21 protein-coding genes and 1 tRNA gene are annotated in these 24,785 nt (G+C 72.7%); 9 read left to right on the top strand and 13 right to left on the bottom strand.

From position 1 onward, the window contains the following. Nucleotides 1-81: 81 nt before the first annotated feature. The 4 genes from araD to K7854_RS27465 form a co-directional block, all read right to left on the bottom strand. Entirely contained in the window at nt 82-1,812 is a 1,731-nt protein-coding gene (araD, locus tag K7854_RS27480) for an L-arabinonate dehydratase (RefSeq protein WP_226029237.1), read from the bottom strand. Next, nucleotides 1,809-2,717: a dihydrodipicolinate synthase family protein gene (locus K7854_RS27475; RefSeq protein ID WP_226029236.1), complete on the bottom strand. Its 909-nt coding sequence runs from the start codon at nt 2,715-2,717 to the stop codon at nt 1,809-1,811. The genes araD and K7854_RS27475 overlap by 4 nt, the downstream gene beginning before the upstream one ends. Next, the gene (locus tag K7854_RS27470) at nt 2,714-3,382 is read right to left on the bottom strand and encodes a GntR family transcriptional regulator (RefSeq protein ID WP_127893774.1); all 669 of its coding nucleotides are present in this window, start codon (nt 3,380-3,382) and stop codon (nt 2,714-2,716) included. The genes K7854_RS27475 and K7854_RS27470 overlap by 4 nt, the downstream gene beginning before the upstream one ends. Nucleotides 3,383-3,547: 165 nt before the next feature. Further along, nucleotides 3,548-4,147 carry a TIGR03086 family metal-binding protein gene (locus K7854_RS27465; protein WP_226029235.1) on the bottom strand — a complete coding sequence of 200 codons (600 nt, stop codon included), beginning with the start codon at nt 4,145-4,147 and terminating at the stop codon, nt 3,548-3,550. A 140-nt stretch (nt 4,148-4,287) separates the two neighbouring features. On the opposite strand from K7854_RS27465, the gene K7854_RS27460 reads away from it, so the two are divergent. Further along, entirely contained in the window at nt 4,288-5,535 is a 1,248-nt protein-coding gene (locus K7854_RS27460) for an MFS transporter (protein ID WP_226029234.1), read from the top strand. Here K7854_RS27460 and K7854_RS27455 read toward each other — a convergent pair. From K7854_RS27455 to K7854_RS27445, 3 genes are all read right to left on the bottom strand, one after another. Continuing rightward, on the bottom strand, nt 5,524-5,916 hold the full coding sequence (locus K7854_RS27455; RefSeq protein WP_226029233.1) for a VOC family protein: 393 nt from the start codon (nt 5,914-5,916) through the stop codon (nt 5,524-5,526). The genes K7854_RS27460 and K7854_RS27455 overlap by 12 nt on opposite strands. A 79-nt stretch (nt 5,917-5,995) precedes the next feature. Then, nucleotides 5,996-7,168, bottom strand: coding sequence for a hypothetical protein (locus K7854_RS27450; protein ID WP_226029232.1), 1,173 nt, complete (start codon nt 7,166-7,168; stop codon nt 5,996-5,998). Next, entirely contained in the window at nt 7,165-8,115 is a 951-nt protein-coding gene (locus K7854_RS27445; RefSeq protein WP_226029231.1) for a 5-dehydro-4-deoxyglucarate dehydratase, read from the bottom strand. The genes K7854_RS27450 and K7854_RS27445 overlap by 4 nt, the downstream gene beginning before the upstream one ends. A gap of 206 nt (nt 8,116-8,321) precedes the next feature. On the opposite strand from K7854_RS27445, the gene K7854_RS27440 reads away from it, so the two are divergent. The 7 genes from K7854_RS27440 to K7854_RS27410 all read left to right on the top strand — a co-directional run bounded on the left by K7854_RS27440 (nt 8,322) and on the right by K7854_RS27410 (nt 15,892). Then, complete coding sequence (locus K7854_RS27440) at nt 8,322-9,131, top strand: NAD-dependent epimerase/dehydratase family protein (RefSeq protein ID WP_226029230.1); 810 nt, start codon at nt 8,322-8,324, stop codon at nt 9,129-9,131. A 284-nt stretch (nt 9,132-9,415) separates the two neighbouring features. Continuing rightward, nucleotides 9,416-10,192 (top strand): DeoR/GlpR family DNA-binding transcription regulator, encoded by a 777-nt coding sequence (locus K7854_RS27435; RefSeq protein WP_226029229.1) that lies wholly within the window; start codon nt 9,416-9,418, stop codon nt 10,190-10,192. A 90-nt stretch (nt 10,193-10,282) separates the two neighbouring features. Further along, complete coding sequence (locus K7854_RS27430) at nt 10,283-11,653, top strand: ABC transporter substrate-binding protein (RefSeq protein WP_226029228.1); 1,371 nt, start codon at nt 10,283-10,285, stop codon at nt 11,651-11,653. Then, entirely contained in the window at nt 11,650-12,594 is a 945-nt protein-coding gene (locus K7854_RS27425) for a carbohydrate ABC transporter permease (protein WP_226029227.1), read from the top strand. The genes K7854_RS27430 and K7854_RS27425 overlap by 4 nt, the downstream gene beginning before the upstream one ends. Then, nucleotides 12,591-13,469, top strand: a complete 879-nt coding sequence (locus K7854_RS27420) for a carbohydrate ABC transporter permease (RefSeq protein ID WP_226029226.1) — start codon at nt 12,591-12,593, stop codon at nt 13,467-13,469. Before K7854_RS27425 ends, K7854_RS27420 begins: the two co-directional genes overlap by 4 nt. Next, nucleotides 13,466-14,455: a zinc-dependent alcohol dehydrogenase family protein gene (locus K7854_RS27415; protein WP_226029225.1), complete on the top strand. Its 990-nt coding sequence runs from the start codon at nt 13,466-13,468 to the stop codon at nt 14,453-14,455. The genes K7854_RS27420 and K7854_RS27415 overlap by 4 nt, the downstream gene beginning before the upstream one ends. Nucleotides 14,456-14,683: 228 nt before the next feature. Further along, the gene (locus K7854_RS27410; protein WP_226029273.1) at nt 14,684-15,892 is read left to right on the top strand and encodes a TerD family protein; all 1,209 of its coding nucleotides are present in this window, start codon (nt 14,684-14,686) and stop codon (nt 15,890-15,892) included. Between the two features lie 39 nt (nt 15,893-15,931). On the opposite strand, the gene K7854_RS27405 is transcribed toward K7854_RS27410, so the two are convergent. The 5 genes from K7854_RS27405 to K7854_RS27385 form a co-directional block, all read right to left on the bottom strand. After that, entirely contained in the window at nt 15,932-16,498 is a 567-nt protein-coding gene (locus K7854_RS27405) for a TetR/AcrR family transcriptional regulator (protein ID WP_226029224.1), read from the bottom strand. Between the two features lie 37 nt (nt 16,499-16,535). Beyond that, entirely contained in the window at nt 16,536-18,137 is a 1,602-nt protein-coding gene (locus K7854_RS27400; protein WP_226029223.1) for a TROVE domain-containing protein, read from the bottom strand. A 361-nt stretch (nt 18,138-18,498) separates the two neighbouring features. Further along, nucleotides 18,499-18,568: transfer RNA gene (locus tag K7854_RS27395), tRNA-Met, on the bottom strand. A 45-nt stretch (nt 18,569-18,613) separates the two neighbouring features. Then, complete coding sequence (locus tag K7854_RS27390; RefSeq protein WP_226029222.1) at nt 18,614-20,089, bottom strand: PhoX family protein; 1,476 nt, start codon at nt 20,087-20,089, stop codon at nt 18,614-18,616. 311 nt (nt 20,090-20,400) lie between these two features. Further along, on the bottom strand, nt 20,401-21,825 hold the full coding sequence (locus tag K7854_RS27385; protein ID WP_226029221.1) for a hypothetical protein: 1,425 nt from the start codon (nt 21,823-21,825) through the stop codon (nt 20,401-20,403). Nucleotides 21,826-22,074: 249 nt separating this feature from the next. Here K7854_RS27385 and K7854_RS27380 point away from each other — a divergent pair, with 249 nt between their 5' ends. Then, on the top strand, nt 22,075-23,916 hold the full coding sequence (locus K7854_RS27380; protein WP_226029220.1) for a DUF8508 domain-containing protein: 1,842 nt from the start codon (nt 22,075-22,077) through the stop codon (nt 23,914-23,916). A gap of 30 nt (nt 23,917-23,946) precedes the next feature. Here K7854_RS27380 and K7854_RS27375 read toward each other — a convergent pair whose 3' ends face one another. Further along, nucleotides 23,947-24,654, bottom strand: a complete 708-nt coding sequence (locus K7854_RS27375; RefSeq protein WP_226029219.1) for an antibiotic biosynthesis monooxygenase family protein — start codon at nt 24,652-24,654, stop codon at nt 23,947-23,949. Between the last annotated feature and the right edge of the window lie 131 nt (nt 24,655-24,785).

Raw genomic sequence — 24,785 nt, 5'->3', positions numbered from 1 at the left:
GGGTCGTGCGGGCGTTCGCGGAGCTGGTGGGAAGCGCTTTCTCGATGGGCAGCGGCGTGCCGTCCCCCGCCGTCGGCGGGCTCAGCCGGCGTAGGGGTCCTGCACCTTGCCCGGGCGGGCCAGGAACTCGAAGTCGCAGCCGGTGTCGGCCTGGGTGATCTGTTCGTTGTAGAGCGCGCCGTATCCGCGCTCGTAGCGGACCGGCGGTGGTGTCCAGGCGGCCCTGCGACGCTCCAGCTCCTCGTCGTCCACGTCGAGCCGGAGGGAGCGCGCCTCGACGTCGAGGGTGATGGAGTCGCCGGTGCGCACGAGGGCGAGCGGTCCGCCGACGTACGACTCGGGGGCCACGTGCAGCACGCAGGCGCCGTAACTGGTGCCGCTCATCCGGGCGTCGGAGATCCGGACCATGTCCCGCACGCCCTGCTTGAGCAGGTGGTCGGGGATGGGCAGCATGCCGTACTCGGGCATGCCCGGACCGCCCTTGGGCCCGGCGTTGCGCAGCACCAGCACGCTGTCGGCGGTGATGCCCAGGTCCGGGTCGTTGATGGTGCGCTGCATGGTCCTGTAGTCGTCGAAGACGACGGCGGGACCGGTGTGCTTGAGCAGGTGCGGCTCGGCGGCGATGTGCTTGATGACGGCGCCGTCCGGGCAGAGGTTGCCGCGCAGGACGGCGACCCCGCCCTCGGCCGCGACGGGGTTGTCGCGGGTCCTGATGACGTCGTCGTGGTGGACGAGGGCGCCGGCCAGCTGCTCGCGCAGGGTGCCGTGGCAGACGGTGGGCCGGTCCAGGTGGAGCAGGTCGGGGATGCGGGAGAGGAAGCCGGGCAGGCCGCCGGCGAAGTGGAAGTCCTCCATCAGGTAGGTCCGTCCGCCGGGGCGGACGTTGGCCAGGACGGGGACGGTGCGGGCGATCCGGTCGAAGTCGTCCAGGGTGAGGGTGACTCCGGCCCGGCCCGCCATGGCGATCAGGTGGATCACGGCGTTGGTGGAGCCGCCGAGGCCGAGCACGGTGGTGACGGCGTCCTCGAAGGCGTCGGCGGTGAGGATGTCGCTCAGTTTCCGGTCCCGGTGGACCAGTTCGACGATGCGCAGTCCGGCCGCGGCGGCCATCCGGTCGTGCCCGGAGTCGACGGCCGGGATGCTGGAGGCGCCCGGGACGGTGACGCCGAGGGCCTCGGCGGCGGCGGTCAGCGTGGAGGCGGTGCCCATGGTCATGCAGTGGCCGGGCGAGCGGGCCAGGCCGCTCTCCAGTTCCTGCATCTCGCAGTCGCCGATGAGCCCGGCCCGCTTGTCGTCCCAGTACTTCCACATGTCGGTGCCGGAGCCGAGGGTCTCGCCGCGCCAGTGCCCGGGGAGCATGGGCCCGGCGGGCACGAAGACGGCGGGCAGGTCGACGCTGGCGGCGCCCATGAGCAGGGCGGGTGTGGACTTGTCGCAGCCGCCCATCAGCACGGCGCCGTCGACCGGGTAGGAGCGCAGCAGCTCCTCGGTCTCCATGGCGAGGAGGTTGCGGTAGAGCATCGGGGTCGGCTTCTGGAAGGTCTCGCTGAGCGTGGAGACCGGGAACTCCAGCGGGAAGCCGCCCGCCTGCCACACCCCCCGCTTGACGGCCTGGGCGCGGTCGCGCAGGTGGACGTGGCAGGGGTTGATGTCGGACCAGGTGTTGAGGATCGCGATGACGGGCTTGCCGAGGTGCTCCTCGGGCAGGTAGCCGAGCTGGCGGGTGCGGGCCCGGTGGCTGAAGGAGCGCAGTCCGTCGGTGCCGTACCACTGGTGGCTGCGCAGCTCTTCCGGGGACTTCCTGGCGGTCATATCGACCACCCCGCGGCGATGGCGGCGACCTCGGCGCGCTCGCTCTCGGGCAGCGGCTTGCTCGGCGGGCGGACCTCCCGGCGGCACAGGCCCAGCGAGGCGAGGGCCTCCTTGACCACGGTGACGTTGTTGGCGGAGCCGTTGGCGGCGCGCAGTTCCTCGAAGCGGCGGATCTGCTCCCAGACCTTCATGGCGCCCGGGTAGTCACCGGATCGAAGCGCTTCGATCATGTTCAGCGAGACGGCCGGGGCGACGTTCACCAGTCCCGAGGTGAAGCCGGTGGCGCCCGCGCTGAAGTACGAGGGCGCGTACGGCTCGGCGAGCCCCGCGACCCAGACGAAGCGGTCGAGACCGGCGTCGCGGGCGAAGGCGGCGAACTTCGAGGCGTCCGGCACGGCGTACTTCACGCCGATGACGTTGGGGCAGGCGTCGGCGAGGTCGGCGAGGCGGGCGCCGGTGAGCTGGGCGTTGCGGATGTAGGGCACGACGCCCAGTTCGGGCACGGCCTCGGCGATGGCGCGGTGGTAGTCGACCCAGCCGCCCTGGGAGACGTAGGGGTGGACGGGCTGGTGCACCATCACCATGGAGGCGCCCAGCTCGCGGGCGTGCCGGGCGGAGGCGACCGCGGTGGGCACGTCGTGGCCGACGCCGACCAGGATGTGGGCGCGCTCCCCGGCCTCCTCGATCGTCAGCTCGGTGACCAGGCGCCGCTCGGCCGGGTCGAGGGCGTAGAACTCGCCGGTGTTGCCGTTGGGGGTGAGGGTCGTGATGCCACCGTCGAGGAGACGACGCAGCAGGGCCCGGTAGGTGGCGGGGTCGACGGTGCCGTCCTCGGCGAACGGGGTCACCGGGATCGCCACCACGTCGGCCAGGGCCGCCCGCTGGGTCTCGAACGTCGCTGTCATGCCTGACCGTCCTCTTCCTGGGCCGCGGTCCCCGCTTCGGGGAAGGCCCGCTCGACGAAGGACGCGATGTGCGCGTGCAGGGCGCGGGCCGCGCCGTCCGCGTCACCGGCGAGGGCGAGGCGCAGGATCTCCTGGTGCTCGCCGGCCTCCCGTTCCCAGGAGGGGTCGGCGGCCCAGGCGACCGCGGAGACGAGGGCCGCCTGGTCGCGGACCTCGTCGAGCATCCGGCCGAGCAGCGGGTTGCCGCACGGCACGTACAGGGCGCGGTGGAACTCGCGGTTGGCCAGCGACCGTTCGGCCGTGTCGGTGGCCCGGTCGGCCTGGGTGAGCGCGTCCCGGGCGGCGTCCAGGGAGGCGCCGCGGCGCACGGCGCGCCGGAGCGCCTCGGGCTCCAGCAGCAGCCGGACGTCGTAGACCTCGCGCGCCATGTCCGCGTCCACCATGCGCACCGTGACGCCCTTGTACTGGCTCATCACGACCAGTCCGGTACCGGCCAGGGTCTTGAGCGCCTCGCGCACCGGTGTCTTGGACACCCCGAACTGTGCGGCGAGGTCGGTCTCGACCAGGGCCTGGCCGGGGGTGAGCCGGCCGGTGAGGATGCGGCGTTTGATCTCCTCCAGCACGTACTGCGTGCGGGAGGGGATCGGCGTGGGCACAGAGGTCATGCGCGCCTCTCGGAATCTCGCGTCGGATGCGCGGACAGATCTCGGACATCAGATCTCGCGTATCGCGTCTCATATATGACGTACGGAGTACGACGCGTTGAAGGTAAGAGGGGCGCGGGGCCGCGTCAATGCTTCTGACAGAGGAAGTTGGATACGGGCTGTTCGTCAGGCGGTGCGGGACCAGCCCGGGTCGCGTCCGCTCAGGCCCACCGCCCGGTCCAGCAGCGGCGCGTCGTCGGGCACGGCGACGACGGGACCGAACATGCCCTGGTCCCGGTCGGACTCCTGGGCGGCGGCGAAGAGCAGCCCGTACGCCGCCTGGAGCGCGGCCGGGTCGGGCGCGTACTCCTGGCCGGTGGCGCGGGCCAGGTCCCAGCCGTGGATCACCAGTTCGTCGGCGACCACCGCACCGGCCGCCTCGCCGGGCAGGTCGATGCCGCCGGCCCGGGTCGTGCCGGTCCACGCCGCGGGCTCGCGCCACGCCTCGGCGAGTTCCCCGAGCGCCGCGGCGAGCCGCTCGCGCCAGCCGGGCCCGATGTCCGGCACGGACGCCTCGGGGCTGGTGTCCGTGGTGGGCCCCAGGTCCTTGCGCGCGGCGTCGCGGAAGGCGACGGCGAGACCCGTCAGGTGGCCGAGGAGGTGGCGCACCGCCAGGCCGGGGCAGGGCGTCGGGTCCGCGAGCCGGTCCTCGTGCACGCCGTCGGCGAGCCGGGCGAGGATCCGGGTCTGCGGTCCCAGGTCGAGGGGGGCGGGTTCGGCGGTCATCGGCTGCTCCTCGGGATGTGCGGGTCGGCTCTCCGGGAGGGTGGACTCATCGCACCCGCGAAACTCATCGGCCGCCGGGCCCGGTACTAGGGCACCTGCCCGATGCCCGCACCCGGGCCTTAGGCCCACGCTGACCGGGTATGACGACCGCACGAACGAAGAATCCCGCGGGCCCGGACGGCCGCCGGCCCCTCCTGCGGGTGCTGCGCGACCGCGACGCGGGCCTGTGTCTCGCCGGCGTGGTGGTGTCCGGTTTCGGCACCTCGGCGCTGTGGCTGGCGGCCGGTGTGTGGGTGAAGGACCTCACCGGCTCGGACGGACTCGCGGCGCTGTGCATGCTCGCGGTGTGGGCCCCGACGCTCGTGGGCCCGGTGCTGGGCACCGTCGCGGACCGGGTCCGCCGCAGACCGCTGCTGATCGGCACGAGCCTGCTGATGGCCTGCCTGCTGTGCGCGCTGTTCGCCGTGGACTCCCGGGAGGGTCTGTGGCTGCTCTTCGCGGTGCTCCTCGTGTACGGCGCGGCGGGCGTCGTCCACGACGCGGCCGAGTCCGCGCTGGTGGCCGCCGCCGTCGACCCGGGGCTGCTCGGCGACTTCAACGGCCTGCGCATGACCGCCAACGAGGGCATGAAGCTGGTGGCACCGCTGGCCGGGGCGGGCCTGTACGCGGCCTGGGGCGGACCGAGCGTGGCGCTGCTGGACGCGGCGACGTTCGTGCTGGCCGCCGGCGTGTACGCCGCCCTGCGGGTGCGGGAGGCGCCACCGCGGCGCCCCACGACGAGCTGGCGGCGGCGCACGGCCGAGGGCGCCCGGCACCTGTGGGGGCACCCCGGTCTGCGCCCGCTGGTCCTCGCGGGCGGTGTCACGATGCTGTGCGCGGGCGTCAACGGCGCCACGGTCTACGCCGTCGTCGACGCCCTCGGGCACTCCCCCGCGTACGCCGGTGCGCTGTACGCCGTCCAGGGCGCCGGGTCGGTGCTGGTGGGGCTCCTCGCCGGAGCGGCCGTGCGGCGCCTGGGCGGGCGGCGCTTCGCCGCCGCGGGGGTCGCCCTGTTCGCGGTGGCGGTGGCGGTGCGGGCGGCGCCGTACGACGCCGTGGCCCTGGTCTCCAGTGCGGCGATCGGCGCGGGGCTGCCCGCGGTGCTGATCGCCGCGCTGACCGCCGTGCAGCGCGAGACGCCGGGGCCGCTGCTGGGCCGGGTGACCGCGACGGCCAACTCCCTGGTCTTCGCCCCCAACGTGCTCGGCCTCGCCGCGGGCGCGGCCCTGGTGGAGCTGACCGGCCTGGGCCTGCTGCTGCCGGTGGTGGGGGCGGTGCTGCTGGCCACGGCGACGGCACTGGCGGCGGCGCGGCGGCCGGCCGGCCGGGGAACGCCGTCACCCGCGTAGGGCGGTCCACTCCTGGAGTTCGACGAGGTTGCCCGCCGGATCGCTGAGGTGGGCGACCCGCATCCGGTCCGTCATGGGGGCCGGGCCGTGGACGAGTTCGGCTCCCCTCGCGGTGATCTCCTCGCAGTAGCGGTCCAGGTCGTCGACCCGCAGGACGACGAGGGACCGGTGCCCGGCCGGCGCGTCGGCGAGCCCGTCCAGCACCTGGGCCATCTGGGCGCGGTCCTGCAGCGCGATGCCCGCGGTGCCGCCGTCGGGACTGAACTTCGCGTACGGGCCGTCCTCCGCCTCGAACTGCGGCTTCAGCCCGAGGACGTCCCGGTAGTAGCGGTAGCAGCCGGGAAAGTCGGTGACCAGAAGGCGGACCTGGGCCAGTTCCATGGGCATCCCCTCCCGAGAGCGTGACGAGGGCCTGCGGGGCCGGTGCCGACGACCGGCCCGGCCCCCTCGTCCCCGCACCCTACGCGAGGGTCGCGAGCCCCGCCCGCACCCCCTCCAGGTCCGCGTCCGACGCCAACCCCGCGTGGTAGAGCCGCAGTTCGGTGGCCCCCAGGTCGCGGGCCCGGGCCGCGTCGGCGGCGAGGGCGCCGGGTTTGCCGCCCATGCCGGAGACCACCGTGAGGTTGGCGGCGAGCACGGCCCCGGCGCGCCGCTGCTCGGCGAAGGGTGTCAGCAGGCCCGCCCCGCCCGTGCAGGGCACGACCACCCCGTCCGCGACGGACAGGACGTGCGCCGGGTCGACACCGGCGTTGGCGCCGCAGTGGTAGGAGACCGGGTCGGCGTGCAGCAGGACCTGGAAGCCGTCCGGCGCGGCGGCGCGGACCGCCGAGACCGCCGCCTCCTGGAGGGTGCGGGCCCGGTCGTCCCGCCAGGCGCGCGTGGCGTTCGCCGCCGCCGCGCCGAGCAGCTTCTCGACGCCCGCCCAGCCCCCGTCCGACGGCTCCGTCCCCCGCCACACCGGCTCCAGCGCGGTGCGTACGGCAGCGGCCAGTTCGTCGGCGTCCAGGCCCTGGGTGCCGTATCCCGCGCGGCAGTCGGGGCAGAAGCACTGCGACATCAGGTACTGCCCGGCGTCCCCGAGCGCCACCCCGCCGGTCTTGTCGTGGGCGTGCAGGTGGGCGAGCCCGTACCAGCCGAGGGACTCCAGCTCGGTGCCGCGCGCTCCGGGCCGCACCGCCGCCTCGGCCGCCAGGTCGGTGAGGTAGGCGCGCGTGGCGGGCTGCGCGATGCACGGCGCCCAGGGGTAGCGGTCGCCGTAGGCGTTGACGACGGAGGTGGCGGGGTGCTCCGCGCCGAGGCGGGAGTTGTGGGCGAGGACCACCCAGGTGTGCACGTCGAGGCCCGCGTCCGCGAGGGCGGCGGCGGCCTCGCCGTGGGCGTCGCCGGGCGCCCAGTCGCCGGACGCGTGGGGCCGCAGCGTGCGGTTCTGCCAGCGGGCGGGGTCCGGCGGGTAGAGGACGGCGGCGTGCTCGGCGGTGACGACGCGGTGGCGCGGGTGCCGGGGGGTGAGGGCGCGGGTGGAGTGGTAGGCGGCGGCGAGGGTCACCTGCGCCACACCGAGGTCCGCGATGCGCGCCGGGGCTTTGGGGTCGCCGTTGACGTCCCAGGGGTAGACGAACGCCGACGCCTTCACCGGTCCCCCTCCGGATCGAGCAGCGCCTGGCCCCGCTCGACGATCTGCGCGAGCTGCTTCACGTGCTCCTCGGCCGGCTCCTGCAACGGCGTCCGCACCTCCCCCACGTCCAGGCCGCGCAGCCGGACGCCTGCCTTGACCAGCGAGACGGCGTATCCGCGGCCCCGGGCGCGCAGTTCGACGAACGGCCGGTAGAAGCCGTCCAGCAGCCGGTGCACGGTGGTGTCGTCGCCCTCGCGCAGCGCGCGGTGGAAGGCGAGGGCGATCTCGGGGGCGAAGCAGAACACGGCGGAGGAGTAGAGGGGGACGCCGAGCGCGCGGTAGGCGAGCTGGGTCTGTTCGGCGGTCGGGAGTCCGTTGAAGTACAGGAACTCCTCGCCGGGCAGCTCCGTGCGCACCGCGCTGACGATCCGCTGCATCAGGTCGAGGTCGCCGAGCCCGTCCTTGAGGCCGACGACGCCGTCCGTGCGGGCCAGTTCGACGACGCTGGACGGGGTGAACACGGCGTTGTCGCGCTGGTAGACGATCACCGGCAGCGCGGTCGCGGCGGCCACCTCCCGGTAGTGCCGCACCAGTCCCTCCTGCCCGGCGACCACCAGATAGGGCGGCATGGCGAGCAGCCCGTCGGCCCCCGCCTCCTCGGCCAGCCGGGCGTAGCGCACGGCGAGGGCGGTGCCGTAGCCCGCGCCCGCGAGGACGGGCACCCGGCCCGCGCTCTCCTCGACGGCGACGCGGACGCAGGCCGCGAACTCCTCGGGGGCCAGGGCGTGGAACTCGCCGGTGCCGCAGCAGGCGAACACGGCGGCGGCCCCGGCCTCGACCCCGCGGCGCACATGGGTGCGGTAGACGTCCAGGTCGAGTCCGCCGTCGGGTCCGTACGCCGTGACGGGGAAGAACAGCGGGCCGCTGGGCACGGTGAGCCGGGCGGCGAGAGGGGCTGAGGTCACGGGCGCTCCCCATTCCATATCTATGACCTGCGTCTACATTTCTGAACGCGACCACGCTAAGCCGCCCCGCGAACACCGTCAAGCAGGCGCCCTCTTGACGCCTGACCACCGACTCCTTAGCGTGTCCACACATCTGAACGTGAGGCACACACCGGCACGCGTGCGCACGCCTGCCGCTTCCCCAGACCGACCTAGGAGTCCCGAGGATGCCCGCACCCCGCACCGTTCTGCTCACCGGCGCCGCCGGCGGCCTCGGCACCCTGATGCGGGAACTGCTCCCCGAACACGGCTACGAGCTGCGCCTGCTCGACCTGCGCCCGGTCGAGGGCGAGCCGGACGCGATCGTCGCCGACCTCGCCGACCGGGACGCCCTGCGCGAGGCGGTCCGGGGCGTCGACGCGATCATCCACCTGGCGGGCATCTCCCTGGAAGCCTCTTTCGACAAGATCCTCAAGGCGAACATCGAGGGCACGTACAACCTGTACGAGGCCGCCCGCGAGGAGGGCGTCGGCCGCGTCGTCTTCGCCTCCTCCAACCACGCCGTCGGCTACACCCCGCGCCCGCAGGGCGACGACCCCCTCATCCCCATCGGCACGCCGCGCCGCCCGGACACCTTCTACGGCCTGTCCAAGTGCTTCGGCGAGGACCTCGCACAGCTCTACTGGGACAAGCACGGCATCGAGACCGTCTCCGTCCGCATCGGCTCCTGCTTCCCCGAGCCGACCAGCGTGCGCATGCTCTCGGTGTGGATGAGCCCCGCGGACGGCGCCCGCCTCTTCCACGCGGCGCTCACCGCCGAGAACGTCGGCCACACCGTCGTCCACGGCTCCTCCGCCAACACCCGCCTGTGGTGGGACCTGACCTCCGCCCGGGCCCTCGGCTACGAGCCCCAGGACGACTCCGAGCCGTACGCCGCGAAACTCGTGGCAGAACAGGGCGAACTGGACCCCGGCAACCCGGCCCACGCCCGCCTGGGCGGCCACTTCGTGACCGACCCCCCGATCTGGCCGCACTGACCGGAAGACGACCACACGAGAAGGACCGAGGAAGCGGACGGGCACCGAACGGGCCCGTCCGCTTGTGCATGCGGGCATCCGCACTGCCCGTTCTCACCCCGCCCCGCGCTGCGCCCCAGGTCCGCGACGGGCACCCGGCACCGCAAACGGGCCCACCCGGGCAGTATCGGGTCCGCAACAGGCCTGGTCAGTGCCGCGCGGTCGCTGTAGAACTTCCCCCAAGGCCCACACGGGCCCGAACGGGCAACCACACGGCGACGAGGCGGTGAGGGCAGGTGTTCGGCATGAGCACGGGTACAAGGACGACGGAAGAACGCCGGCACGAGATCGTGCGGGTCGCCCGCGCCACCGGCTCGGTCGACGTCACCGCGCTCGCCGCCGAACTGGGCGTCGCCAAGGAGACCGTACGACGGGACCTGCGCGCCCTGGAGGACCACGGGCTGGTCCGCCGCACCCACGGCGGCGCCTACCCGGTGGAGAGCGCCGGGTTCGAGACCACGCTCGCCTTCCGTGCCACCAGCCACGTGCCCGAGAAGCGCCGGATCGCGGCCGCGGCCGCCGAACTGCTCGGCGACGCGGAGACGGTCTTCGTCGACGAGGGCTTCACCCCCCAGCTCATCGCCGAGGCGCTTCCCCGGGACCGGCCGCTGACCGTGGTCACCGCGTCCCTGCCGGTCGCGGGCGCGCTGGCCGAGGCCGGTGACACCTCCGTCCTGCTGCTCGGCGGCCGGGTCCGCTCGGGCACCCTGGCCACCGTCGACCACTGGACGACGAAGATGCTGGCCGGCTTCGTCATCGACCTGGCGTACATCGGCGCCAACGGCATCTCCCGCGAACACGGTCTCACCACCCCCGACCCCGCGGTCAGCGAGGTCAAGGCGCAGGCCGTCCGGGCCGCCCGCCGCACGGTGTTCGTCGGCGCGCACACCAAGTTCGGGGCGGCCAGCTTCTGCCGCTTCGCCGAGGTCGGCGCCCTGGAGGCCATCGTCACCAGCACGCTGCTCCCCTCGGCCGAGGCCCACCGCTACGCACTGCTCGGCCCCCAGGTCATCCGCGTCTGAAAACCCCTCACCTCTGGTCCCGTACAGCACACCCACACCCTGCACTGCCCCTTACCTCCCCATACCTCCCCATACGTTCAGGAGCGATCCATGCGAACCCAGAGCCGACGGAGGCCGCGAGCCACGCTCGCCATGGCCGCCGCAGGGACGCTGCTCGCCCCGCTGCTCACCGGCTGCTGGGTCGGGGCGGGCGGCGCCGGATCCGGCGGCAACGCCATCAACGTCCTGATGGTCAACAACCCGCAGATGGTCGAGCTGCAGAAGCTCACCGCCGACCACTTCACCAAGGACACCGGCATCAAGGTGAACTTCACCGTCCTGCCGGAGAACGACGTCCGCGACAAGATCAGCCAGGACTTCGCCAACCAGGCCGGCCAGTACGACGCCGCCACCCTCTCCAACTACGAGATACCCATCTACGCCCGCAACGACTGGCTGCACGAGATGGACTCCTACGTCGCAAAGGACCCGGCCTACGACGAGCAGGACATCCTCGGCCCGATGCGCGAGTCCCTCACCGGCGACGACGGCAAGCTCTACGGCCAGCCCTTCTACGGCGAGTCCTCCTTCCTGATGTACCGCAAGGACCTGTTCGCCAAGGCCGGTCTGACCATGCCCGAGCACCCCACCTGGACCCAGGTCGCCGAGTTCGCCGAGAAACTCGACGGGTCCGAGCCCGGCATGAAGGGCATCTGCCTGCGCGGACTGCCCGGCTGGGGCGAGCTGATGGCACCGCTGACGACGGTCGTGAACACCTTCGGCGGCACCTGGTTCGACCAGGACTGGCAGGCCCGGCTCGACTCCCCCGAGTGGCAGAAGGCGACGAAGTTCTATGTCGACCTGGTCCGCGAGCACGGCGAGTCCGGCGCCGCCCAGTCCGGCTTCGCCGAGTGCCTGAACAACATGACGCAGGGCAAGGTCGCCATGTGGTACGACGCCACCTCCGCGGCCGGCTCCCTGGACGCCGCCAAGTCCCCCGTCAAGGGCAAGGTCGGCTACGCGCCCGCCCCGGTGGAGAAGACGGACTCCTCCGGCTGGCTCTACACCTGGGCCTGGGGCATCCAGAAGGCCTCGCGCAACGCCGACAAGGCCTGGAAGTTCGTCTCCTGGGCCTCCAGCAAGGAGTACGAGCAGCTGGTCGGCGACGAGATCGGCTGGTCCAACGTCCCGGCCGGCAAGCGCGCCTCGACGTACGAGAACCCGGCCTACGTCAAGGAGGCCGCCGCCTTCCAGGAGATGACCAGGAAGGCCATCGAGGGCGCCAAGCCCAAGGACCCCGGCGTGCAGCCGCGGCCCGCGCCCGGCATCCAGTTCGTCGGCATCCCCGAGTTCACCGACCTCGGTACCAAGGTCTCCCAGGAGATCAGCGCGGCCATCGCCGGACGCCAGTCCGTCGAACAGGCCCTGAAGAAGTCCCAGCAACTCGCCGAGAAGATCTCCGAGGAGTACGAGGGACGATGACCGCCACCACAACGGCCCCCTCGGCCGCACCAGAGAACACCCGTCCCACCGTCCGCCCGCCGTCCGGCCGGCTGCGCGCCTGGGCCACCCGCGCCCCGCTCCTGCCCGCCCTGGTCTTCATGATCGTGGTCACCCAGCTGCCCTTCGTGGCGACCCTGGTGATCTCCTTCTTCGACTGGAACGCCCTCTACCCGGACGCCCGCCACTTCACCGGCTTCGCCAACTACGGCGACGTCCTCAGCGACCCGGCCCTGCGCAAGTCGGTGTGGACGACGATTCTGCTCACCGTGGCGGTCGTCCTGGTCAGCCTGGTCCTCGGCCTGGCCCTCGCGCTGCTCCTCGACCGGAGGTTCAAGGGCCGCGGCGTGGTCCGCACCCTCCTGATCGCCCCGTTCCTCGTGGTCCCCGTGGCGGCCGCCCTGCTGTGGAAGCACGTCCTCTACAACCCCGAGTACGGCCTGCTCAACGGCCTGCTGCACTACGTCGGCGGACCGCAGCCGGACTGGATCTCCAACACCCCGCTGCTCGCGGTCGAGGCCTCACTGGTGTGGCAGTGGACGCCGTTCATGATGCTCATCCTGCTGGCCGGACTGCAGAGCCGGGACCAGCAGCAGATCGAGGCCGCCCGGGTGGACGGCGCGGGCGACTGGCAGATCTTCGTCCACCTCACTCTCCCCCACCTGCGCCGCTACCTGGAACTGGGCGCCCTGCTCGGCTCGATCTACATCGTCCAGAACTTCGACGCCGTCTTCACCATCACCTCCGGCGGCCTGGGCACCGCCAACCTGCCCTACACCGTCTACCAGAGCTTCTACCAGGCTCACGAGAACGGCCTCGCCTCGGCCGCGGGCGTCCTGGTCGTCATCGGCTCGATCATCATCGCGACCTTCGCGCTGCGCGTGGTGTCGTCCCTGTTCCGCGAGGAGGTCGGCCGCGCATGACCGCCACCGCCGTACGACCCGTCGTCACCGACACCGAGCCGCCCGCACGCACCCGCCGCAGGGCCGGCGCCGGCCTCGGCCTGGTGGCCTGGCTGGTCGGCATCGTCTTCTTCCTGCCCATCGCCTGGATGGCGCTGACCTCCTTCCACTCGGAGGCGGACGCGGCCACCAACCCGCCCTCCTTCGCGGCGTCCCTCACCCTGGACGGCTACCGCGAGTTCTTCGGCGCGGGCGGCGGCGCCAGCCCCTGGCCCGCACTGATCAACTCGGCGGTGGCGTCGATCGCCTCGACCCTCTTCGTCCTGGTCCTGGCCCTGCCCGCCGCCTACGCCCTGTCCATCCGCCCGGTGAAGAAGTGGACCGACGTCCTGTTCTTCTTCCTGTCCACCAAGATGCTGCCGGTGGTGGCGGGCCTGCTGCCGATCTACCTGTTCGCCAAGAACACCGACATGCTGGACAACATCTGGCTGCTGGTCATCCTCTACACCTCCATGAACCTGCCGATCGCGGTCTGGATGATGCAGTCCTTCCTGGCCGAGGTCCCGGTCGCGATCATCGAGGCGGCCCGGGTGGACGGCGCGAAACTGCCCACGATCCTGGTCCGGGTCGTGGCCCCCATCGCCCTCCCGGGCATCGCCGCGACGTCCCTGATCTGCTTCATCTTCAGCTGGAACGAACTGCTCTTCGCCCGGGTCCTGACGGGCGTGGTCGCCGAGACCGCCCCCGTCTTCCTGACCGGCTTCATCACCAGCCAGGGCCTCTTCCTGGCCAAGGTGTGCGCCGCGTCGCTCGTCATCTCCCTGCCGGTGCTCGCCGCGGGGTTCGCCGCCCAGGACAAACTGGTCCAGGGCCTGTCGTTGGGAGCCGTGAAATGAAGGCCGCCGTCATCGAGTCCGTGGGCCGCGCCGTCGTCACCGAGGTCCCCGACCCGACGCCAGGGCCGCGCGAGGTCGTCGTCGAGGTCGCCGCCTGCGGCCTGTGCGGCACCGACCTGCACATCCTGCAGGGCGAGTTCGCGCCCAAGCTCCCGATCGTGCCGGGCCACGAGTTCGCGGGCGCGGTGGTCGGCGTCGGCGCCCAGGTGACGGAGGTGGCGGTCGGCGACCAGGTCGCAGTCGACCCCTCCCTCTACTGCTACGAGTGCCGCTACTGCCGCACCGGCCACAACAACCTCTGCGAGCGCTGGGCGGCCATCGGCGTGACGACGGCGGGCGGCGCGGCCCAGTACGCGGTGGCACCGGTCGCGAACTGCGTGAAGCTCCCCGAGCACGTCCGCACCCAGGACGCGGCCCTGATCGAACCGCTCTCCTGCGCCGTCCGCGGCTACGACGTCCTCCAGTCCCGCCTCGGCGCCCACGTGCTGATCTACGGCTCCGGCACGATGGGTCTGATGATGCTGGAGCTGGCCAAGCGCACCGGCGCGGCCAGCGTCGACATGGTCGACCTCAACCCGGCCCGCCTGGAGACGGCCCGCTCCCTCGGCGTCTCGGCCTCGGCCGCCACCCCCGACGAACTGGACCGCCCCCAGGGCTGGGACCTGGTCATCGACGCCACCGGCAACGCGGCGGCGATCCAGGACGGCCTGGACCGGGTCGCCAAGGCCGGCACCTTCCTCCAGTTCGGCGTCGCCGACTACGCGACCCGCGTCCAGATCGACCCGTACCGCATCTACAACCAGGAGATCACCATCACGGGCTCGATGGCCGTCCTGCACAGCTACGAACGCGCGGCGGAACTGTTCGCGAACGGCGTCCTGGACCCGGACGTGTTCATCAGCGACCGCATCGAACTGGCCCGCTACCCGCAGGCGCTGGAGCAGTTCGCGGCGGGCGTGGGAAGGAAGATCGTGGTCGTGCCGTAGCACTGCCCAGCCAACGCCCGGCACCCCCAGCCCGTCCGGCGCTTGAGGACGAGGCCGTCCAGGCCGAAGGGCGGGGGTCTGGGGGCGGCAGCCCCCAGGGGACGGGAAGGGAAGGGGCGGCGGGGGCGAAAAACCATGAGACCGCCGCCCCCACCACCCCACCCCCCGATTGGCCCGCGGGTAAGGGAACGGTAAAACGCCCCCGCTCGTTCACCCGGCATGACAGCTATGACCCCCGGCTCGAACATCCCCCTCTCCGCCGCCCGCGTGACGGTGGACGTCGCCGCGCCCGTGCGGCTCGACGTATCGGGCCTGCTGCTCACCGCCGACGGCAAGGTGCGCTCCGACGACGACTTCATCTTCTACAACCAGCCCACCGGCCAGGGCGTGACCTACCGCTCCGGCGGCGGCACCGCCCCGGACGCGATCGTGGTGGACACCGCCGCCGTCCCGCCGGGCATCGAGAAGATCGTCGTCACCGCCAGCCCGGACGCCGCCGGACAGACCTTCCAGGGCATCGAGCCGACCGCCACCATCCGCAACGCGGACGACAACTCCGTCCTCGCCAGCTTCACGCCTCCGCAGCTCGGCACCGAGACCGCCCTGGTGATCGTCGAGGTCTACCTGCGCAACGGCGCCTGGAAGGCCCGCGCGGTCGGCCAGGGCTACGCCAACGGCCTGGCCGGCATCGCGACGGACTTCGGCGTCACGGTGGAGGAGCCCGCGCCGGCCGCTCCCCCGGCCCAGCCGGCGGCCCCGCAGCGGTCCCACGCGGCCACGCCCCCGCCCCCGCCCGCCGCCGCGCCCACGATGCCGGCCGCACCGCCCGCCGCGCCGCCGGCCCCCGCCCCGGGCACCGGCAAGATCAACCTCGACAAGGGCCGGGTCAGCCTCCAGAAGAACCAGACGGTGTCCCTCGTCAAGGGCGGCCGGCCGGTGCTCTCCCAGGTCAAGATGGGCCTCGGCTGGGAGCCCGCGTACCGCGGCAAGGACATCGACCTGGACGCGTCCGTCATCGCCTACGGCCCGCAGCGCAACCACATCGACAGCTGCTACTTCGGCAAGCTCTCGATCGTCAACGGCGCGATCAAGCACTCCGGCGACAACCTGACCGGTGAGGGCGGCGGCGACGACGAGGTGATCGTCGTCGACCTCGGCCGGCTGCCCCAGGAGGTCACCGGCCTGGTCTTCACGGTGAACTCGTTCTCGGGCCAGAAGTTCACCGAGGTCGCCAAGGCCTACTGCCGCCTCCTGGACGCCGCCACCGGCGAGGAGCTGGTCCGCTTCGACCTCACCAGCGCCGAGCCGCAGACCGGCGTGATGATGGCGAAGCTGATCCGCCAGTACTCCGGCGAGTGGGAGATGACCGCCATGGGCGACTTCGTCAAGTCCCGCACGGTCCGCGGCATGGTGAAGCCGGCCGCGCAGGCGCTGTAAGCGACCGGGGACAGGGCTGAGGGGCACCCGGGGCGCCCCTCAGCCCTGTCCCCGTCCAAGTCCCTCCATGAGCAGCGCCAGATACCGCCGCACGGCCGCCCCGTCCACCTCGCCGGCCGCCTCGGCCGCCGTCACCATCCCGTGCACCAGCCGCAGCACCTCGACCGGCTCGACGTCCCGCCGCAGCGCACCGGCCTCCTGCGCGGCCCGCACCAGCCGGGTGGCCGCCCCGCGCACACAGTCGCCGCACGCGGGTCCGCCGCCGGTGACGGCCGTCCCGAGCAGCGCCTTGAGCCCGCGCACCCGGAGCATCCCGACGGCCAGCTCGTCGAGCCACGCCAGCAGCGCCGCGCCCGGCGGCTTCGCGGCGGCGATCACGTCGGCGCGGGCCGCGATCGCCTCCAGGCGCTCCAGGTAGGCGGCCTCCAGCAGCGCCTGCCGCGTCGGGAAGTGCCGGTAGAGGGTGCCGACGCCGACGCCGGCCCGCCGGGCGATGTCGTCCAGCGAGGCGCCCTCACCGTGCTCGGCGAACGCATCCGCCGCCACCGCCAGCAACCGCTCACGGTTCCGCCGGGCATCCGCCCGCATGGGCCTGACCTGCGCCACAGCCCCTCCCTGCACAGCGGGCAACCTTCCGGGCACCCTACCGCGCGTGCTCGTCCCGGGCGTCCCAGGGCCACTCGGCGTCCCGGCCCGCCTCCAGCAGCGGAACCATCCGGAACGCCGCGTCGGAGAGCCCGCCGAAGGTGTGCCGGTTCGCCCGGCCCGACGGACCGTGACCCGCCCGGTACCCGGCGAGGTTCCAGGTGTACACGGGCACGTGCGCCGGGACCTGCTCGGTCGGGTCGCCGTGCCCGCTGTACGCGTACTGCTCGTCGGTGACGATCAGCACCCGGTCGTGGTCCTGGTAGTGGCGCCGCACCGCCTCGGTGGTGTCGGTGCCGCCGAGGTCGCCGAAGCGGTCCAGGATCTTCAGCACCGACTCGCCCCTGCGGTACGTCACCCGGTTGCTGGACGAACCGAACTCCACCAGGTCCGCGTCGGCCGCCCGCAGCGCCAGCGCCGTGCCGAAGACCGCCGCCGCGTCGGCCCGGGTCAGCTCGGAGCGGTCCGACATCCGGGAGTAGAACATCGAACCCGACCGGTCCACGAGGACCAGCGTGCGGCCGCCCAGCGCGGGCACGTTGGCCAGCGACTCACCGAGCGCCTGCTCCAGCGGGTACGACCAGCGCAGCGACGGCGCGTGCCGGTACGCGGCGAGGTAGCGGAACGGGAACTGCCGCGAGCGCGCCACCTCGGCCGGGTCGCTGATCCGCGCCGCGACCCGGGCCGCGACCTCGTCCGAGACACCGGCCTCGTCGAAGTTCCTCAGGTTGCGGAGCAATGCCATCGTTCCCATGGACGGGATCACCGCTTCCCAGGCGGCCTTGTCCATCGGCCCCTGGAGCCAGCCGGCCAGCATCTCCCACGTGATGCCCGCCGCCGCGAGCCGCTCGGCACCGTCGGGCGCCGTGACCACCGCTCGCCGATCGGGGACGGGCAGCGCCATCAGCTCGCGGTGCGCGGTCAAGACGTGGTTCGAGGGGGGCGGCACCGCGGTGTCCGGGTTGTGCCGGCGGTCGAGGGCGTACTGGAACAGCTCGCCCTGCCACGGCTTGTCCGGGTCCGGCGCCGCGTGCACCAGGTTGAGGATGTCGCCGAAGCGGTACCCCTTGGACGCGGTGTCGTACTTCAGCAGCGACTTGCCGTGGTAGAGCCGCCGTACGGCGTCGGCGATCCCCCGCTTGACCGGCTTCGGCACGGCGCGGCCGTACGTCGCGGTCCAGTAGGCGAGCAGTTCACCGGGCTCGTCGGGCCGCCGCAGAACGGAGGCGATCACCTGCCGGTTGGACGGTCCCTCGGTGACGCCGGAGTCGAGGCGGGCCTTGACGTACTCGGCGGCGCCGACGATCGAGGCGGTGCGCAGGTTGCCCTCGCCGCGCAGCCAGCCGAGCAGGCCGGCCGTCCAGGACGGGTCGCTGAGGGCGAGTTCGCGCACCAGCGTGGTGAAGCGGTCGTCACGGGCGGCGCCGGACTCGTAAAAGGTCTGCTGGGACACGAAGTTGGCCACCGCGAGCAAGAACAGTTCGGAGCGCGCGTCGCGCTCGGTGCCCCGGCCGCCCTCGTAGGTGCGCAGCACGCGGCCCGTGGAGGTCACGCGCGAGGTGGGCTGCGCCTTCGCGGTCTTGGTGTTGAATCGCGCCATGGTGAATTCCCCCGAATTCCGTTCGGTGGAAGGCGCGGCAGAAGGAGGGTGCCCGAGGTCGGAATCGGCGACGGGACTATGCGGATGCTCTGCCTGATTGAGCTACACCGACCCGAAGTCGATGACGGGATTCGAACCCGCAACCGTCCGATCAAAGGAAGTATCCGCTGCCTGCGCACCGGGCACCCCACCCTCTGCTGCGCCTCCCGAGATCAAGTCGGCGGCGGCAGCGGATTCTTTTTGCAGAAGAAGTAGCCGCAGCCTGCGCACCGGGAGGTGCATGAAGTTCCAGGTGTCCAGAGTTCAGGTCGGCGGAACCGACAAGGCGCTCTAACCCCTGAGCTACACCGGCGCGTTGTGCCGGTGACGGGACTCGAACCCGTGGCCGCCCCATTATGAGTGGAAGTAGGTCCTGCCTTCGCACCTGGACGTTCATCACTCTAAAAGGGCGGCCGTCGCTCGGGCGATCGAATTAATTACCGGCGCTTCTGCCGCTTCCACGGCCCCGTGATGGCCAGCATGATGCCCGGCGTCTGGATGTTGGCGTAGAGGGTCCGGCCGTCGGGCGAGAAGGTGACGCCGGTGAACTCGCTGTATTCGGGGTCGTCCTCGGTGCCCAGGTTCAGTTCGTTGCGGGCGATGGGGTAGGTGCGGCCACTGTCGGTGGCGCCGAACAGGTGCTGGACGCCGTCGCCGTCCTCGGCGATGACCAGGCCGCCGTACGGGGAGACGGTGATGTTGTCGGGGCCGTCGAAGGCGCCGTCGGCGGACGGGTCGGCGTTGACGCCGAGCAGGACCTTGAGCGTCAGGGTGCGGCGCTTGGGGTCGTAGAACCAGACCTGGCCGTCGTGCGGGCGGCCGGGGCTCTCGTCACGGGCGAAGGAGGAGACGATGTAGGCGCCGCCGTCGGCCCACCACATCCCCTCCAGCTTGCGCGCGCGGGTGACCTCACCGGCGGCGAACTGCTTGCGCACGGAGGTGGTCCGCGCGTCGCGGTCGGGGACGTCGATCCAGTCGACGCCGTAGACGACGCCGGTCCTGGTGGCGCGGGACAGGTCGTCGACGAACTTGCCGCCGGAGTCGAAGCACTTGAAGGCCTGGAGGACCCCGGCGTCGTCGGCGAGGGTGCGCAGCCGGCCGCGGCCGTGCCGGAAGTGCTCCGGCGGGGTCCAGCGGTACAGCAGGCCGTTGGGTCCCGAGGCGTCCTCGGTCAGGTAGGCGTGGCCGCGCTTGGGGTCGATGACGACGGCCTCGTGGGCGTAGCGGCCGAGCGCCTTGATCGGCTTGGGGTCGCGGTTGGCGCGGCGGTCCTCGGGATCGACCTCGAAGACGTAGCCGTGGTCCTTGGTCATCCCCTCCTCGCCGGCCCGGTCCTCGGTCTCCTCGCAGGTCAGCCAGGTGCCCCACGGGGTGCTGCCGCCCGCGCAGTTGGTGGCGGTGCCGGCGATGCCGACCCATTCGGCGACGTGGCCGCCACGGCGGACCTCGACGACGGTGCAGCCACCGGCGGCTGCGGGGTCGTAGACGAGGCCCTCGGTGAGCGGGACGGGGTGCGGCCAGTCGTCGCGGTGGCCGCCGAGTTCGTGGTTGTTGACGAGGAGGGTGGTGCCGCGCGGGCCGTCGAAGGTGGCGGTGCCGTCGTGGTTGGACGGGGTGTACTCGCCGGACTCCAGCTTGGTCCGGCCGGAGTAGGTGATGATCTCGTACCGGAATCCGGCGGGCAGGGCGAGGATGCCGTCCGGGTCGGGGAGCAGCGGCCCGTAGCCGACCCCGCCGTGACCGTCGCCGTGGTGACCGTCCTGCCCGTGGCCGTGCTCCTCCCCCACGCTGTCGGTGTCCGTGGACGCGAGGGCGTTCGGGGCGGTGGCGAGGGCGCCGACGCTGCCCGCCAGTACGACCCCGGCGCCGGTGAGCGCGGATCGGCTGGCGAAGTCCCTGCGGGTGAGCGACATGGTGTCTCCTGTGACGGTGGGCGAGCCGTGGAGGGTGGCGGTCCTCGATCCGGCGTCACGGTTGCGCCCGCGCCTGAACGGGGATGCCGCCGGTGCCTGAACGGGAGTTGAACTGGCGAAGACCTCTCCCCGCCCGCGGATCCCCTGCCGCGCCCCGTCCGCCACCCCGCCCCGAACCCCACTCAGCCACCGCCCGCCCCGTACACCGCTCAGCCACCGCCCTGCCCGGTACGCCGCTCGCGGCCGCCCCCGTACGCCGCTCGGCCACGCCCCGCCCCATGCGTCGCTCGCGGCCGCGCCCCGTGCGCCGCTCAGCCGCCCTGTTGGGAGCGTGCCTTGAACGCCGCCTTGCGGGCCTCCTTGGCGACCTTCTTGTCGGGGTGCAGCCGCCCCATCGCCTCCAGGACGTCCGGCGTGGCCGGGTGCTCGACCCGCCAGACCGTGTCGAAGAACCCGCTGTGCTGGCGGGCCAGTCCCTCCACCAGGGCGCGCAGCTCCTCGGAGTTGCCCTCGGCGGCGAGCTGTGCGGCCAGGGTGTCGATGGTCAGCCAGAAGACCATCTCCTGGCTCGGCGCGGGCACGTCCCGGGCCCCGTGCTCGGTGAGCCACACCCGGGCGAGGCCGCCCAGTTCGGCGTCGTCGAGCACCTCCCGCAGCGCGGGCTCGGCCTCCGCGCCGACGAGCGAGAGCGCCTGCTGGCAGCGGAGTCGGCGCAGCGGCGCACCGGCGTCCAAGCCGCGGGCCGCGGCGAGCAGTTCGCGGGCGGCGTCGAGGGGGCCGCGTCCGGCCAGCCACAGCTCGGTCTCGGCGTGGGCCGCGGCCGGCGGGTAGGGGGCGGTGCCGTCGAGCAGCGCGTCGGCGCCCTTGTCGGCGAGGTCGCCGACGGCGGGGGCCTCGAAGCCGGCGTCCAGGAGCCGGGCGCGCAGGCCGTACAGCCCGAGCGGGGTGAGCCGCACCATGCCGTAGCGGGTGACGTCGGCCTCGTCGACGGGGGCGGCGGGCTCCTCGTCGGCGTCGGCCATGAGCGCCTCGTCGACCGGCTGGTACGCGACGAGGCCGACCGGTTCGAGGAGCCGGAACTGGTCGTCCAGGCGCATCATCGCGTCCGACACCTGCTCCAGGACCTCGTTGCTGGGCTCGCTCATGTCGCTGGGCACGATCACCGAGGCGGCCAGCGCGGGCAGCGGCACCGGGGCGTCGCCGGGGCCGTCCTCGCCGACGGTGAGCAGGTAGAGGTTGCCGAGCACGCCGTCGAGGAACTCGGACTCGGCGTCGGGGTCCCAGTCGAGGGTGGAGAGGTCGACCTCGCCGCCCTCGGCCATCGCGTCGACCAGGTCGTCCAGGTCGGGCACGCTCGCGTCGGCGAGTACCGCCTCCAGCGCGGTGAGCCAGACGCCGAGCACGTCCTGCGGGGAGCCGGTGAGCAGGGCGAGGTCGTCGCCGGCGGCCACGGTGCCCGCCTCCTCGTCGGTGATCTCGACGAGCCCGGTGTCCACGGCGATCCGCCAGGCCTCGCTCGCGTGTGCGGCGGCGTCGTCCCCGCTCAGCCCGAGCTGCTCGGCCGCCGCGGGCAGCTGCTCCTCGACGAGTCCGCCGCCGGCGTCGACGCGGGTGTCGGGACCGGCCCAGCGGGCCAGTCGCGCGGCCCGGGCGAGCACCGGCGCGGACAGCGCGTCGCGGGCCAGCTCCGCTTCGGGGCGCAGCCGTGCGGGCGGCAGGGTGGAGCTGTCTGACATCGGAAGTTTCTCCTCGCGCGCCTCTTGACCGCCGTACGGCCGCGTCCGGACCCGCCGGACCGCGTGTCCGGGCCGGGTACGGGCCGCGTACGGCTCAACGGCTCAGCCTAGACGGGTTTCGCCCCATGCCGCCCGGTTCATCTCCCCGTCGGGTGGTGTACATGGCCGAAACCTTGACAACCGGCGTGGCCAGACAGGAGATTGACGCGCGTAGAGTCCCGCGCCACGTCACATCCCCGGAGGGATCCGTTGGCCAGCAAGTCCTCCGCGCGCCTCGCCGCGCTCACCGTCGCCGCCGTCTGCTCGGCGGCGTCCACCGTCGTCCTCACCGTGCCCGCACACGCCGGTTCGGCGGCGGCCGATCCCGTGCGCATCCACGACATCCAGGGCACCACCCGGCTGTCCCCGTACGCCGGAAAGCAGGTCACGGACGTGGCCGGAATCGTCACCGGCGTCCGCGGCTACGGCTCGTCCAAGGGCTTCTGGATCCAGGACCCGCGACCGGACGCCGACCCGGCCACCAGTGAGGGCGTCTTCGTCTTCACGAGCAAGGCCCCCGAGGTCGCCGTCGGTGACGCGGTCACCGTCTCCGGCACGGTCTCGGAGTACGTCCCGGGCGGTACCTCCTCGGGGAACCAGTCGCTGACCGAGATCACCCGCCCGACGGTCGCCGTCGTCTCCAGCGGCAACGCCCTCCCGGCCGCGACGACCGTCTCCGCCCGCTCCGTGCCCCGCGCCTACGCCCCGGACGGCGACGCGGCGGCGAACGGCTCGGTCAACGGCCTCACCCTGAGGCCGGGGACGTACGCCCTGGACTACTACGAGTCCCTGGAGGGCATGAACGTCCGCGTCCTGGACGCCCGGGTGGTCGGCGCCTCGGACCCGTACACCGAGCTGTGGGTCACGGTGAAGCCCTGGGAGCACCCGAACCGCCGCGGCGGCACGGTCTACGGCTCCTACGACGACCGGAACACCGGCCGGCTGCAGATCCAGTCGCTGGGCAAACCGGCCGACTTCCCCGCCGCCGACGTGGGCGACACGCTCGCCGGCCCCACCGCCGGTCCGCTGGACTACAACCAGTACGGCGGCTACACCCTGGTCGCGAGCGAGATCGGCGCCCTGGAGCGCGGCGGCACGGAGCGCGAGTCGACGCGCCGGCAGAGCGCGCGCGAGCTGGCGGTGGCGACGTACAACGTGGAGAACCTCGACCCGTCGGACGACACCTTCGCCGCACATGCGGAAACGATCGTGCACAATTTGAAGTCGCCCGACATCGTGTCGCTGGAGGAGATCCAGGACAACAACGGTGCCACGGACGACGGCACGGTGTCGGCCGACGAGACGGTCGGCCGGCTGATCGACGCGATCGTCGCGGCCGGCGGCCCGCGCTACGAGTGGCGGGGCATCGACCCGGTGGACAAGGCGGACGGCGGCGAGCCCGGCGGCAACATCCGCCAGGCGTTCCTGTTCAACCCGGAGCGGGTCTCCTTCACCGACCGCGCGGGCGGCGACGCCACCACCGCGACCGGGGTGCGCAAGGTGCGCGGCAAGGCGGCGCTGACCCTCTCCCCCGGCCGGGTCGACCCGGCGGACCCGGCCTGGGAGGACAGCCGCAAGCCGCTGGCCGGCGAGTTCGTCTTCCGCGGCCGGACGGTCTTCGTCATCGCCAACCACTTCAACTCCAAGGGCGGCGACCAGGGTCTGACGGCGCAGTACCAGCCGCCGTCGCGCAGCTCGGAGACCCAGCGCCACGCCCAGGCGAAGGTGGTGAACACCTTCGTCAAGGAGATCCTGGCCGCCCAGAAGAACGCGGACGTCGTCACCCTCGGCGACATCAACGACTTCGAGTTCTCCGGGACCGCCCGCATCCTGGAGGACGGCGGCGCCCTGTGGTCGGCGGTGAAGTCGCTGCCGAGGAGCGAGCGCTACTCGTACGTCTACCAGGGCAACAGCCAGGTCCTGGACCAGATCCTGGTCAGCCCGTCGGTCCGGCGCGGCGGGCACCTGTCCTACGACAGCGTGCACGTCAACGCCGAGTTCCACGACCAGATCAGCGACCACGACCCGCAGGTGCTGCGGTTCCGTCCGTGACGGGTTCCCGGTGGGGGCGGGTGCGGGGGGTCAGCGGGGCACGAGGCCGAGGGCGTGGTCGTACCGGCTGACCCCGCCGCCACCGGTCAGGCCCGGCCAGTTCTGCACCCGCTTCCACTGGGGCGTCGCCGAGCCGACTCCGTCGCCGGGTGCGGCGAGGGCGTCGAGATGCGCCTCGGCGCTCTCCCACTCGGCGTAGTTGAGCACGCGGGTGCCGTCGGTGCTGAGGTGGAAGTGGGCGGAGATGCCGCCGGGGTGCGGGTTCGGCTCGCTCTCCAGGGCCTCGAAGACGGCGTCGACCCAGGCGCGCTGCCGGTCGGGGTCGGGCCCCTCGAACTCGACGTCGACGATCACGATGCAGCCGGGGGCGAGGGGTGCCCGGTCCTGGCGGGTCGCGCTGCGGTAGTGCCGGTACCGGCCGAGCCCCAGCCGCTCGATGCCCGGCACGGCGGTGTCGATCTCGTCGACGCGCTCCTGGCGGTGGGTGCGCACGAAGGCCTCGTAGGCCTGCTCGCTCGCCCACTGGGAGTGGTGCAGCAGCGTGCTGCCGTCGTGCCCGGTGTAGACGTGGTAGCCGCGCAGGTCCTCGGCGGGCCAGGGCCGGCTCTCCCAGGTGCGGGCGATGGCGTCGACGGTCTGCCGCTGCCGCTCGGGGGTGTCGACCCGCCAGGTGCTGAAGAAGGGCGCCAGGACGTCGGGGCGGGTGAGGTCGGGGTGGGCGTCGGTGCGGCGGGTCATGCCGGCCTCCAGTGATCGGTGCTCGTCGGGTGCAGGCACCACCCTCCGACCTCGACCAAGGTTGAGGTCAACCCCCTTCCAATATCGACTGAAACGCGACACATGGGGCGAGGGGGCTCCGTCGGGAGCCC

Source organism: Streptomyces hyderabadensis, from assembly GCF_020404845.1.
GTDB lineage: Bacteria > Actinomycetota > Actinomycetes > Streptomycetales > Streptomycetaceae > Streptomyces > Streptomyces hyderabadensis.
Note: the sequence above shows the minus strand (reverse complement) of the source record. Positions and strands in the feature narration are given on the sequence as shown.